Source organism: Noviluteimonas caseinilytica (assembly GCF_018406605.1).
GTDB lineage: Bacteria > Pseudomonadota > Gammaproteobacteria > Xanthomonadales > Xanthomonadaceae > Noviluteimonas > Noviluteimonas caseinilytica.
Genome location: NZ_AP024545.1, coordinates 2,266,586 through 2,279,448 on the forward strand (window position 1 = coordinate 2,266,586; position 12,863 = coordinate 2,279,448).

A 12,863-nucleotide genomic window follows, 5' to 3' on the forward strand; every position below is an offset into this window, starting at 1 on the left:
AACGCGAGAGTAGGTCGATGAGGACGTGGAGCGCGGCGCTACTTATGTTGGGAATGCTCGGGGTCGGCAGTCTATTCGGGGCAGAACGCGATACATCTGGGTGCGGATGGTGCGCGCAACATCATGTGTGACCGCCAGCGAATCGCAACCCCGAGGAGGAACCGGGCGCTCCCAAAACGTTATCCGCTGATCGCGCGCGTCCAGACGCCCCCCGCAACACATATCCACGAGCTTGTCGCGATGGTGTTGCTCAGGCGCAACAATTCAGGAGGAACCTGGCCTCACGCCCTGTCGGCTGCAGCCGAAGGTGTGGCGCGGCGTCGATCTGGGGGTCGAATATGCGAGGACTGGCCGCGTGGGGTTAGGGCGCGCGCGATGACGGGGCGGACCACCCGCGGCGCGCTGCCCGCCGCATGCTCGCCCGGACGACAATGCGATGGAACGGTGCGATGAGCGCAATGTACGAATGCCCAAGTGTGTTGTGGCACGTCACTACGGTCGACACGACTACCTGGTGCGCGTCTTCGGCTGGGCCGTCGACCGGTCGACAAAGTACCGACAGTCGAAAGTCCAGGTGCTTGTCGTCTTCGCCAAGGATGATTTCGCTCGATCTCGAGTAATAAATCCTGAAGACGCCGATGCGCTGGTCTGGCTTCGACGTGCTTGAAGCTTGAAGGTGCGTCGCTGTCTTGATCCCGAAAGGCCTGACCAGCACGTCCCGCAGCCTCAGGAGCCACTGCATCGACGGCGGCGGCTGCGCGAAAAGGAGACGAGCGAGCACTTCCGGGTTGCGCGATGCGTGATCGGGAAGGGTGATCGCGTAAGCATCGGCTAGGTCCACCGACTTGTAGAAGCCGCGGATTTGCGACTCGGTTGGAATGTCGACCGGGGAGATGCGGTTCGCGTCATGCATAATGGGCAATGCGTTGAATGGCGTCGTCAAGAAAATGCTTCAGCACGGCGTTGAACGGCTCGGGATCTTCCCAGAAGAACATGTGTCCACCGTTGAACGCCGCAAATTCCGCATCGGGACACGTTCGACGTACCCAGTCCTCGGCATCCCGTGCCCATGCCGACTTGACTGCCACGAGCGTGGGAGTCGCGACGCTGACGCGCGAAAGCATCTCGGCGAAGTCGTAGAAAAGAATGTCGGACAGCAACAAGCGACCCACGAAGGGGGGTTGCGAATGCATTTGTGCCAGCAGCCATCGTTCCTCTTCATCGGACAGGTCGCGCTCGACGAAGAAGCGCACCATCTGGCGCCGGAACGCCTCGGGATCTACCGTCAAAGGCCCGAGAAAGCCTTGGAACGCATCGAGGCACGGCACTTCCGCCCAATCGCCGGGTGCTTTCGGCACCGCCAGTGCCGGCATGTCGATGTCCACGAGCGCCCAAAGCAGGTCGACCCCGTAGATGTCGACGTAGTGGGCCGCAGCGAGCGCGCCGTTGGACCAGCCAACCAGGGCAAAGCGCGTGAGCCCAAGGTGCTGGACGACATCGTGCAGGTCGTGCGCATGGGTCACGTAGTCGTTGCCCTCCAGCGTCGTGGAGGAGCGCCCTTGCCCTCGCGGATCCAATGCAATGACGCGATAATTTTGGCCCAGATGCCCCACCTGATGGGAAAAGGCGTCGGCGGTCATGGACCAGGCAGGCACCATGACTACGGCGGGTCCCGAGCCGACGTCCCGATGGAAGATCGAGCTCCCGTCCCGGACCGTGATCAATCCTTCGGTCATGTGATCCGCTCCGCCTTACGTTGCGCCCAGCGCCGACCGATGCGCATCCAGTCCCTTGTGGTATCGGCACGTGTACTTGAAGCGAAGGAACTCCTCCAGCCCGCGGACGCCGCCCTCCTTGCCTACTCCGGAGTCCTTGAAACCCCCGAACGGGATCGGAGCACCGGTAAAGCTCGCTGTGTTGATGGCCACCATCCCGTACTCGAGCGCGCTTTCGGCCAATGCCTGGGTGTGCGCGCTCTCAGTGAACACATAGGCCGCCAGTCCGTAGTTGTTTTGGTTGGCGCGCCGGAGGACATCCTGGGTGCAGTTGAAGGTCTGCAACGGCGCGATCGGGCCAAAGGTCTCCTGTTGATCGATCACCATGTCGCCCCGGACTCCGTCGAGAACGGTTGGCGCCATGAAGTTCTCGCCAAGATTTGTCAGGTCCGATCCGCCTACCAGGATGCGTGCCATTTTTTTCGTAGCATCGCCAACTTGCGCGAGGCAATGGTCTACGCCGGTCCGCAGCGTCATGGGTCCGATTTGCACGCCGGGATCCAGGCCGTGGCCGACCTTGAGCGCCCCGACGCGCGCGACGAACCTTTCACGAAAGCGCGAGGCGATATCGTCATGCAGGTAGATGCGGTTTGCTGCAAGGCAATCCTGTCCACCCGTGGTGAACTTGGCGATCACGCAGGCAGCCACGGCCTCATCCACGTCGCAGTCGGGGAACACGATGAAGGGCGCATGGCCGCCAAGTTCCAGCGACACTCGTTGCATGTGCTGGGTGGCCAGGTTGTTGACAATGCGACCCACGCGCGTCGACCCCGTGAAGGTCACGGCCCGCACGTCGGCATGCCCCAGCACCCGCGGGACGACGTACGCGCCGTCGCCTGGCAACACCTGCAGTAGTGATGCGTCGAGACCTGCCTGATGCCCCAGCGCAGCAAACGCAAGCGACGATAGCGGTGTGCGTACCGAAGGAATCAGCAGGACGGGGCATCCAGCGGCAAGCGCCGCGGCCGCTTTTCTGGCAGGCATGGCCAATGGAAAGTTCCAGGGAGTGATGGCGGCGACGACCCCCACCGGCTCGCTCCTGACGCAAAGTTCGCTGTTGCTCTTGTGCGATGGCATCGTTTCGCCATGGGGTCGCATTGCCTCGTGGGCATACCATTCAAGGTATGTCGCCGCGTAGTTCACTTCTCCCATCGACTCTGCGATCGGTTTCCCCTGCTCAAGGGTGATCAGCCGAGCGAGTGCCAGCTCATGCTGGCGAAGCGCGGCTGCCCAACATGAAAGCACTTCAAACTTATGCCGGGATGTCGACCACCGCCAGCTAGCAAACGCTCGATTTGCTGCGTGCACAGCTTTGTCGATCGCTTGGTCGTTCGAGTCACAAACCGCTGCCAGCTTGCCCCCTGTCGCGGGGTCCAGGATCAGCCTGGGCTGGCCCCCAAAAGTGTGCTCGCCGGCAACGATGGGCCCTGCGACGGCAAGTCCGGCGAACGGTTCCGGAAGGCCGCCCCCATCATGGATGTAGCCCCTGGAGATGCCAACGACGGTCGCAAAGTCACTCATGCTCAGATTTCCTCCGGCGTACTCGACGCTCGCCAAGTTCGTGCCCGCTCAAATGACCTTGCGCGACGCTGCCGTCGACGCATCGCCCGTATTGGGGGTGCCGGTTGGTTCGATGAGCAAGATGTGGCATTCCTGCTCGGCAACCGGGCGATGCCTCACCCCTTTCGGAACGACGTACATGTCGCCGGGGCCGAGCTCGACGTTGCCGTGTTCCGTCTCGAGCCGGAGGTGGCCTCGGAGCACCAGGAAGAAATCATCCGTGTCTTCGTGGACATGCCAGTTCAATTCGCCACAGGCTTTCACGACCATAATGTCCATGTCGTTGAACGTCGCGACCGTTCGTGGCGCATAATATTCGTCGAAGCTATTCAGCTTTGAATTCAGGTTGATTGCCGCGTTCATTTGAGTGTGCAGTATTGAAGAAGCTGTAGCTTCCTCCCTGTCGCTATCGGCTGTCTTGGACGATTGGAACATGGCCACCGGAACTCACGAATCGGCCGCGGACTGGGCCGTCATGCAAGCAACGCCGGTATCGGGAGTCGAACTCCTGCGTGCCCATTTCGTGCGGCACACCTTCGAGCGGCATAGCCACGAAGGTTGGTGTCTCGGCGTCACTTTGGCTGGCAATCAGACTTTCCGTTGTCGCGGCGCGACTACCACCAGCCACCATGGGGACCTGATCGTATTTCGGCCTGATGAAGCGCATGACGGCCACGGCGAAGATGCCAGTGGCTTCCGATACGCGATGCTCTACCTGCCGGAATCGCTGATTGACTCATGGTTGAAACAAAGCGGCGCGCAAAGCCAGCACGTCTTGTTCCACAGCGCTTTGATCCACGACCCGGCAGGTTCTGGCGCGTTGATGCGATCAGTACGTGCATTGACACAAGACACCGAATCATTGCGCGGCGAGTCACTGCTGTGCGAGTCGGTCCTGGATGTTTTCGCCAGGCACGCAGGCCACGCACCTAAGACGGTGCACGAGCAATCTTCGGCAAAGTGGCTTGCGGCGGTGCGCGAGTATCTGGATACGCATTACGCGGAAAACGTCACTGTCGACGACCTAGCCCATGTTGCTCAGGTGTCGCGCGTCCATCTGACAAGGGCGTTTTCGCAGGTATTTGGCGTTCCACCGCACGTTCAGCTCAATTCGAGGCGTTTGCAAGCTGCAAAGGGTCTACTGGCACGTGGTGTCCCCATGGCCGATGTTGCGGCAAGGGTTGGCTTTTCTGACCAAAGCCACCTTGTGCGCCGTTTCAAGGGCAGTTTTGGCGTGACCCCGGGTGCGTGGCAACGACAGATGATTCGATAGGCAGATCGACTCCCTAGCGGCCGTCGGACTTCTGGGCGGTCGTTGCCTTCACGGCAGCAGTGGACTTCGACGGCGCTTGAAGTCGATGGAGTCAACCAAGCGCCACGGGCCACCGGCAACCTTCGCTTCGAATGTCATTTTGTAGGAGTTCGGCGATGTGATCTCGTACGTGACTCGTTCCTGCTTGTTTGCTGAGTTGGGCATGGCGTTGAGAAGTTGGCTCAGTTGCCCTCTCGATATGAACGCGATTCGCGTATCCGTCACCTCGGTCGCCACAAAGACGCGAAATCCGCCCGAGCTATTCGCTTCGGTCGAGAGAGTGGAGCCATCGCGTGCAGCCCATAACGCCGTCGAATGGAAGCGGCTAGGTGGCTCGTCATCATGGACGTAGATCAATGCTCCATTGGAGTTAGCTGGATGCGCGTTCACCCTGGCAGTAATTGTTCGCCCGTCGGCAAATTTCCCCGTGCCTTGCCACTCGCCGGTGAAGAACGCGACATGCATTGCAGTTATGGACCTTTCTGAAGACGCTGCTGCCGAGTGACGCTCCCCAACCGCGGCGGCTTCCTTAGCCGAAACGGCAGGACCATCAACGTTGATGCTCTCGGCGGCAACGCGCCAGACGTTGCCGTCCTTCTTCCAGGCGACCAAGTGTTTGCCTATACGAACCATCGTCTGATTGTCCGCACCCAACGACTCCACCCGGAACGAGCCAAGTTCATAGGCGATCTCCCCGCTGCGGGCGACGACGATGTGGGTGGGCGCAAAGGTCGCCGAGTAGCCCGGTGTCGCGAACCGCTTTGCGAACCACGCTCGGATGGCATCGTGGCCTCGGATAAGGGGTTGGTCGGCCGTCAAGAAGACGGCATCCGTTGAGTAGTTCTCCATCACCCCATTCAGATCTTTTTGGTGCAGTGCTTGCGACCATGAGGCGTCGATGGCGCGGATCATCGCTTCATCTTCGTCGCGCGGAGCAGCGGAGGACGCCACGGCAATGAAGACGGAGAGAGCTGAGAGCAAGCCAAGTCCAATTCGCATGGTCATTCAGTGATCCTTCGATACTGGCGCGTGCAATTTGGTGCCTGTAGCTGCGCATCGCATGCCAAGAACACCCGGTGGGTAATGCAATGCGTAAAGTAATTGTGCCAATGTCCTGAGAAGAACCAATCGAGTCGACGCAGCGCGAGTCCAATTGAGCGAGTTGCGTGCAACCAGGGGTGATTTGAATGTGTCTTCCCGGAGTCACCTAGGGAAGAGCGAACGAAATGAAGCGACTGGGCACCTTCTGTCTGTGCATGACCGCGCTGGTCATTAACACGACCAGCGCGGAAACGTATTCTTCGGAATATTGGCGAACGGTCGCCGAGCACGATGTCGAGGCGGCCTACGTGCTGCTGTCGGACAACCACCCGGCCGCTCTTGCGGAACTCGGCGACACCAGGTTCATGAGTGCGTTGTCGCGCGCCCACGCTGTTGCCAGCAGAAAATCGCGACTAGTCGAGGATTTCGGTGGCTACCAGGCGGTCTTGGCTGAATTTGCTAACGCCATGGGCGATCGACACGTCCGATCGCGGCCCAGCTTCGTAAAGGCAAGGCCGCTGTGGCCGGGCTTCATCGTTGCGATGCGCAGGAATTCGTGGGTGGTCGTCGACGAGGACGCCGGTGGAGGCCAATCTCTGATCAATGCGCGGCTGGTCTCTTGTGACGGCACATCGGCGGACGCGTTGGGCCGCGCAATCCTTGGAACCTATCGCGTCAACTGGCAAGTCCCTGCGCAACAGCAACAGGCTGCGCCGTGGCTGCTCGTGGATGAAGGGTTTGGCGCGTGGCAACGCCCACAGCGATGTGTGTTCCAGTACCGCAACGAAACCCGGGTGGTCGACCTGGCTTGGCGGCCCGTGAAGCGGGAAGATCTCTGGCCGCGATTGGAACGCGCGATTGGAACGGGGCAGGCCGGATTCGGTGTTGCCAGGTTCGAAGCGGGTGTCTGGATCTCGCTGCAGGACCTTGGACCGCGGGCGGAAACCGTTCTATCTGCCCTGGAAGCCTTCCACACGAGCGTAAGGCTGGCCGACGTGATGGTCATCGACCTGCGCGGAAATGGTGGTGGGTCGTCGGCCTATGGACGTCGCATGGCACAGTTGCTCCTGGGCCGCAACTACGTCATGGCGAACTTGGGTTCGCCCGATGACGCCTGCGAAAGCGTTTGGCGCGTTTCGGACGCTAACGTTGCGACGTTGCGCATGTATCGGGAGACGTTCGGAAGTGCGCGGGGCCCGGATGTCGCAAAACTGTTGGATGCGTTGATTGTGCAAGCGGATGAAGCCCAGCGGGAAGGGCGAGCATTGACCCGCTCTACGCATTGTGGCGGAGGCACCGGACAAGTTGTTAGAGCGGGGCGCGCCGCGATGGATCCCGCTAGAATTTTGGTGCTGACCGATGCACGCTGCTTCAGCGCATGCTTGGCCATGGTGGCTGACTTCAGACGATTGGGTGCTGTTCAGATCGGACAAGAAACCGACGCAGCGACCCGTTACACCGAGGTGCGCGACGTGATGATGCCGAGTGGATTGTCAACGTTTTCCACTCTTCAGGCCTACGCGCCCGCGGAGCAGATGGTGCTTGGCCCGTTTATCCCGACCTTCAAGTTCGACGGCGACATTTCAGATATCGCTGCCGTGCGCTCGTGGGTGGCCAACCGGTGGGGTGCTCGGAATTAGCGTCTTCCAGTCTACCTAGTAGAAGCGCGCATTCCGTACGTGCATTCCCCATCCGAACTGGTGTCGATCAGCATCATCCCCAACCTTTCCAGGACGCGACGAGACCGGAAGTTGGTTTCGCCTGTGATTCCGTGCAACTCAGTGACGCGAAGTTCATTGAGGGCATGCAGTGCCGTCGCCGTGGCTGCTTCCGTTGCGAACCCTTGTCCGGCTACTTCATTTAGGAAGGCGTAGCCGATTTCGACAATGCCCGGGGCACCTCGCGCGACCAGTCCGCAAATGCCTAGAGGTACCGCATCTGATCGAGTTTCGACGATGTTGAATCCGAGGCCATTGACATAGTCGTATATCGCGGCTGTTGCGACGTAGGTAGCGGCGTCGCCGGGAGAGCGCACGTTGCGATCCCCGACGTTGGTAAGGTATCCCTGCTCGTTCATGAGCCTGTTGAGAAAGTGAGCGTCCTCGGCCAGCGCTTGGCGCAGCCGCAGTCGAGGAGTGGTAAGTGTCTTCATGCGCCTAATCCGGTTTGCAGGGCGCAGTGAATCAGTTGGAGGTGTTGTATGCATGCGGCAACCCATCCACCCCGGTGGGTCATGCCGGCGATCCGATGCATTCCTGCAAGAATTGAGCTATTGCCTTCTGGCTACGCGCAGCGGCCATGGGGTGGAATTGGAGACCTTGGTCTGGCAAGTCGGCGCCGGGCCATGTGAACGCGTGCATTGCATGCCCGAAGATCTGCACTTCCCACTCAGCGCTGCGGACGGTCATTTCTTCCCTGAAGGCCAGTTCTTCAGCGCGAGGTGCCATTGGGTCACGGTCCCCGTGAAGCACGAGGACGCGGGCTCCAATCGTTTCGCACGTTGCGCCGGCTTCGGGCGGCGTCAAGACGCCATGAACCGAGATGACGCCTTTCACGCCCAGGTTCAACCTGGCGATGTCGAGCGCGCAGAGACCGCCGAAGCAATGACCAAGCGCGACCATGCGGGTTTCGTCGACTTCAGGCTGCGACCTTGCGAATGAGAGTCCGGCCCTCAACCGATCGGCAAGAACGTGCCGGTGCTGCATAAGCGGTGCCATGAGGGCGAGACATTGGTCGGGGCTCGTCCCACGCAGCCCCGATCCATAGACGTCCAGCGCGACGACCGTGAAGCCGATCGCGCTCAGTGCCCTAGCAATGTCGTGAGTGTCCGAAGTCTGGCCGGCCCAGTGGTGCAACAAGAGCACGGTGGGTGCTGCAACCTCCTGCGGGCTTGAAACAAAAGCTTCGTAGTTGCGCCCTTCGGCGCAACGATATTCGCGGAAGCATTCAATCATGTGATTAGGATTGCAGATGCGGACTTTGAGAGTTTCGTCGGAACCATGCAGGAAGGCATGACCAATCTGATCCGCTGGAGAAGCTCGATTGGACCCGGCCTCCAACCGTTGCGCGTGCCGACGTCAGTCTTCCAGGAACTTCGCCACTGCCTCGATGAGGCGATCTCGGCCATGGGGCGCACGATCCAGGTGCGCCAAGTGTGTGGCATCAGTCAGTTCGATCACTTGGACGCTACGCGCATGCGAGGCATCGTCGATGAAGCCTGCCACGTCTTCCGGGCGACTCCAGAAATCCTTTTCCGATCGGACTAACAGGACACGAGCAGTGATCGACGAGGCATCGAACAAACGTCGCCCCATCGCCTGCAGGAAGCTGTCTTCCATTGCGCCCTGCGGCGCGCGAAACGTGGGCGGGCTGCCAGCGGCATCGGGGTCGCTGGCGACCGCGGCAGCGGTGTAGGCAGTTGCGACCGCGGGGTCTCGCCACTGCGATTTGTCGTCGACGGGAATGGAACGGTCCCACACTGGCAACAGTTGGGCGGCGGTGTAGCGCGCATACCCGCCGACGCTCGGGTCGAAGCGTCGTGCGTTCGCCGGGTCGGCCAATCCCTCAAGCATTGCGTGTCCGGTCGTCCCACCGTAAATCGCATTGAACATGGTCAGGTGCCCCACCCTGTTCGGGATGCAGCGAGGCGTAGTACCCCGCCCACATCCCGCCAGACGCCCAGCCGAACAGCGCAACGGTGTCCGTGCCCTGACGCTCGCGCGCCGCTGCGACCACGGCGTCGATGTCGCGCACCACCTCGTACGCGCGCGACAAGGGTAGGCTTTCTTTGGGCGGACGCGACATCGCGGCCGGGCGGTCGGAGCCGCCGTAACCGCGCGCGTCCATGACGTACACCACGCGTCCAGTGCGGCGCGCCAGCTCCTCAGCGAGTGACCCGCCCGGCACCTTCAGATCGAACGACGCGATCCCGGGCACGCGAGCACCGTGGACAAGGATCAATGGTTCGCGACGCGAGGGGTTGCCGATGTGGACTTCGCGGACGTGGATCCCGATGCCGTCGCGCGTGGTGACGCGGAAGTCGCTGCGCAGCGCCGGCGAGAAAGATTCTGCGCTGATGGCGTCGTCCGCGGCGAGTACCGTGACTACCGCGACCAACGACGACACTAGGGCAGAGCACAATTTCGCGTGGCGGACCAGCATCGGGAAGTAACCTCACTCGAATCGATAAGACAACTTGACCAGCACCTGTTCGCTATCCCGCAATTCCATTGACTTCCTGAACTCGCGGTGCGCGGTGAAGGGTCCGAGTCCATCGTCTATGGAGTCGCCGCCGCGCACGTAGGCGATGTAGAGATAGGACAAGGGCGCCAGTTCGTATCGGTATCGCACTTGGAACCCCAGGCTGCGCAGTCCGAAGTTCTGGATCATGGTGCTTGCCGGTTGGGGCTTTCCACCCGCTCCTGTGTTCCATGCTCGCTTGGCCTTTGCGTCCAGACCGATCGATTCAAGGCGAATGCGCAACTCCTGCCTGTCATCGATCAGCCATTCCGTGCCTGCGTTGAGGGACAGCATGCGCTTGCGATATTCGCCGAGCACGTTCTCCCGTCCGCGCCACAGCAGCCATTCGGGATCGCGATCCACTTCGAGGCCGGTGAAGATCCGTAGGCGATCGCTAGCATGGTATGTCGGTACGAACTCCGCCCGCATCTCACCGCCAGCGAAGTCGCCGACACCCTGGGCCAGGAATCCCGCTCCCGCGTCGAACGACCAAGGGCTGTCACCCTGTCGCGGGCGCGAATGATCGTATGTAGCCCAGAGGCTCGAGCGCATTTCAACTAAGCCATGTCCCCTAGTAGTCAGATCATCTCGCCATGGGCCCCACACGCCAATTTCGAACGCGTCGTTTCCGCCGTTCCGGAGCTGGCCGGTGCGATTGAGCGTCAGGGTGTCCGCGATATGCAATCCGCGATCGGTATATCTCGTGGACACAACGGCGTGCCAGTCCGATGAGCGATAGCGCGAGGCTTCCGGAAAACTGGTGTACCGCCTTGCAAGGTCATATCGAGCAAGGTTGAAATTATTGCGTTCCAGGTAGCCGAAATCGCTCATCTGGAAATCGTCGCCTAGGTGGAGCAGGTAGAGCTGCTGGCGCCATCCTCCTCCCATGTCCCAATCGATGCGCGCTTGCGCGCCGGTGTCGCGCACCTTCTCTCCGCTCTTGGCAACCAGCGAGCCCGCCGCTGCCGTACGTACCGACCATGACGCATTCGGCATCCAGCGATGATCGAATTCGAGGACGCTCGCCTCGCGATCAAGGTTGGGACGGGTGACCCGCGTGATCATCGCACCGACGCCTTGGTGTTCCCAATCCCGTGTCACTCGGGCAGCCTGGAAGTCACGCCCCTCGGCATCGGCTTCGGTCGCGGCGAACAGGCCGAAGTTAAAGCCGGCGCCGCTGCCATTGAGCTTCACGGCGGCGGTGACATCCCCTTGTCCTGTCCCGTCGTCGGATCCTGCACCCACGCGGCGCGTGTACACCAGTCGGCTGCGGCCGTTGTACGCACCGAAAGGGACGTCGAAGAAATTCTGATTCTCGGTGAAAAACGGGCGCTTCTCATTGAAGAAGGTTTCCGTGGCGCTAAAGTTGACGACCAACGCATCGCTTTCGACTTGGCTGAAGTCCGGGTTGATCGATGCGCTGAGCTGGAAGCGCCCGTTCGGCTTCCAGAACACGTCGGCGCCCGCGTCCGCCGCGTATCTGCCGGCCATCAGGTCGCTCACGGCCGCAACATAGGGTGTGACTGCCAGCAGGGTCTGTCGGTACAAGGGGACCTCGATCTTGTTCAGCGCCGACAGGTAGCGCTGTTCGCTGAAACTCACGGCTGGCCACGACGCCCGTTCCCCGGTGGCGCCGATCGTGCGATCCAGCTGGATCCCCAGTGTGCGCCGCCCTCCTTCGCGATCGCGCATCGGCGCAAGGTGCCAGGGAATCAGCATTTCAACCGACCAGCCCGCGTCGTCTTCGCTGGTCGCGTGGCGCCAGTCGCCGTCCCAATCGGCGTTGAACTGGTTTTCGTTCGTGATCGTCAGATCGCCGATGCTGTTGGACAGGTAGACCCTGAAGTCGTAACCGGCCCTGCCATCCCCATCGAAATCCACGTATAGGTTCACCCGATCGGCTTGGGCATTCTGGTCGCGCTGCAAATGTTGGCGCGTGCGAGGAACGCTGGCGGGCTGCGTGTTGCGGAAGCCGACGGCCAATCCCTCCGGCGTCGCCAGGATCCATGCTTCGGTTGGCTGCGGCACGGGCGCGCGGGTGAGCGGTTGCGTCAGGCGGAAGTCCGTGACGTGCTGGGCGCCTTGCCATTCGACAGGATCGATTCGCCCATCAACGCTTATCGCCTGGGCAGTTGGTGCGGAAAGAGCGAGCGCGAGGAATGAAACAACGCAAGGGAATTTCATAGGGGGAATTGAAGGGACGTGTGCGCGCGGGCACCAGACGCGCAAAGGTGGTGCCGCACAAATCTATGTGTGGCGTCCCGGAGCACTCATGCCAATGGGGGTACGTCGGGGCGAAACCACTGCCGACTACACGCGGCTGTCATTCATAGATGATCGCGTCGGCGGCGTGATCGGCGATGAGGTTGAGTTCGATGCCGTGCTCAAGGAATGCCTTGCACCCGGCCAGCACGTAACAGAACCCACCCATCGAGTCGATCGCACTCGAGGCGCGCTCGGCGTCTGTGCCCGTGAACCCGAATGCTGTGATGTTCACCATGGTCGTGTCCGCGCTCTGCGGTGTGAACTCCCACTCCACTGGCGTGGGCCATTCGATGACTATGCGTGCGCCCGGCTCCACGACGAGGACGCGCACGTCTGCCGAAATGCCGTACACGTCCCAGTGCCAGCTGACCACCTTTCCTGGTTCGAGCGGGCCACTGCCGCTAGAGAACCAGAACCTGCGGGTGATCTCCGGATTTACGAAAGCATCGAAGACATCCAACGCGGGCCTGCGAATGAGCATGGATGCGCAAGCGGTTGGCGCCATCTGGTGGATCCGTGGCAGAGCCGGTGCTTCCGGCGGGGTCGACCCAAAAATCGGTCGTTCTCCCATTTCACGCTGTGCACAGGCTGCCCGGTGGGTCCACTTCATCGCGAATGAGGTCATACCAAAACAAGTGGAGTCCAATGGGCGTCTGCAGCACATGCTGATT

General features: G+C 61.2%; 13 protein-coding genes. 2 read left to right on the top strand and 11 right to left on the bottom strand.

What is annotated here, in order from left to right; translation table 11 throughout:
• Positions 1–361: 361 nt before the first annotated feature.
• The 4 genes from LYSCAS_RS11020 to LYSCAS_RS11035 are packed head-to-tail and all read right to left on the bottom strand — an operon-like array spanning position 362 to position 3,698.
• Positions 362–943: a DUF2867 domain-containing protein gene (locus LYSCAS_RS11020; RefSeq protein WP_213434087.1), complete on the bottom strand. Its 582-nt coding sequence runs from the start codon at positions 941–943 to the stop codon at positions 362–364.
• The gene (locus LYSCAS_RS11025) at positions 906–1,736 is read right to left on the bottom strand and encodes an alpha/beta fold hydrolase (protein ID WP_213434088.1); all 831 of its coding nucleotides are present in this window, start codon (positions 1,734–1,736) and stop codon (positions 906–908) included. Before LYSCAS_RS11025 ends, LYSCAS_RS11020 begins: the two co-directional genes overlap by 38 nt.
• Positions 1,737–1,751: 15 nt before the next feature.
• Positions 1,752–3,296: an NAD-dependent succinate-semialdehyde dehydrogenase gene (locus tag LYSCAS_RS11030; RefSeq protein WP_213434089.1), complete on the bottom strand. Its 1,545-nt coding sequence runs from the start codon at positions 3,294–3,296 to the stop codon at positions 1,752–1,754.
• A gap of 48 nt (positions 3,297–3,344) precedes the next feature.
• Positions 3,345–3,698, bottom strand: coding sequence for a cupin domain-containing protein (locus tag LYSCAS_RS11035; RefSeq protein WP_213434090.1), 354 nt, complete (start codon positions 3,696–3,698; stop codon positions 3,345–3,347).
• A gap of 70 nt (positions 3,699–3,768) precedes the next feature.
• On the opposite strand from LYSCAS_RS11035, the gene LYSCAS_RS11040 reads away from it, so the two are divergent.
• A complete protein-coding gene (locus tag LYSCAS_RS11040; RefSeq protein WP_213434091.1) occupies positions 3,769–4,608 on the top strand; it encodes an AraC family transcriptional regulator in 840 nt (279 codons plus the stop codon).
• Positions 4,609–4,656: 48 nt separating this feature from the next.
• Here LYSCAS_RS11040 and LYSCAS_RS11045 read toward each other — a convergent pair whose 3' ends face one another.
• Positions 4,657–5,652 (bottom strand): YybH family protein, encoded by a 996-nt coding sequence (locus LYSCAS_RS11045; protein ID WP_213434092.1) that lies wholly within the window; start codon positions 5,650–5,652, stop codon positions 4,657–4,659.
• A gap of 221 nt (positions 5,653–5,873) precedes the next feature.
• Here LYSCAS_RS11045 and LYSCAS_RS11050 point away from each other — a divergent pair, with 221 nt between their 5' ends.
• Positions 5,874–7,328 carry a S41 family peptidase gene (locus LYSCAS_RS11050; protein WP_213434093.1) on the top strand — a complete coding sequence of 485 codons (1,455 nt, stop codon included), beginning with the start codon at positions 5,874–5,876 and terminating at the stop codon, positions 7,326–7,328.
• An 11-nt stretch (positions 7,329–7,339) separates the two neighbouring features.
• Here LYSCAS_RS11050 and LYSCAS_RS11055 read toward each other — a convergent pair whose 3' ends face one another.
• From LYSCAS_RS11055 to LYSCAS_RS11080, 6 genes are all read right to left on the bottom strand, one after another.
• Complete coding sequence (locus LYSCAS_RS11055) at positions 7,340–7,840, bottom strand: GNAT family N-acetyltransferase (protein WP_213434094.1); 501 nt, start codon at positions 7,838–7,840, stop codon at positions 7,340–7,342.
• Between the two features lie 79 nt (positions 7,841–7,919).
• Positions 7,920–8,642, bottom strand: a complete 723-nt coding sequence (locus LYSCAS_RS11060; protein WP_213434095.1) for a dienelactone hydrolase family protein — start codon at positions 8,640–8,642, stop codon at positions 7,920–7,922.
• 123 nt (positions 8,643–8,765) lie between these two features.
• Positions 8,766–9,260, bottom strand: a complete 495-nt coding sequence (locus tag LYSCAS_RS11065) for an alpha/beta fold hydrolase (RefSeq protein WP_213434096.1) — start codon at positions 9,258–9,260, stop codon at positions 8,766–8,768.
• Entirely contained in the window at positions 9,253–9,849 is a 597-nt protein-coding gene (locus LYSCAS_RS11070; RefSeq protein ID WP_213434097.1) for an alpha/beta hydrolase, read from the bottom strand. The genes LYSCAS_RS11065 and LYSCAS_RS11070 overlap by 8 nt, the downstream gene beginning before the upstream one ends.
• A 12-nt stretch (positions 9,850–9,861) precedes the next feature.
• Positions 9,862–12,111: a DUF5916 domain-containing protein gene (locus LYSCAS_RS11075; protein WP_213434098.1), complete on the bottom strand. Its 2,250-nt coding sequence runs from the start codon at positions 12,109–12,111 to the stop codon at positions 9,862–9,864.
• Positions 12,112–12,250: 139 nt separating this feature from the next.
• Positions 12,251–12,697, bottom strand: a complete 447-nt coding sequence (locus tag LYSCAS_RS11080) for an SRPBCC family protein (RefSeq protein WP_213434099.1) — start codon at positions 12,695–12,697, stop codon at positions 12,251–12,253.
• Positions 12,698–12,863 lie beyond the last annotated feature (166 nt).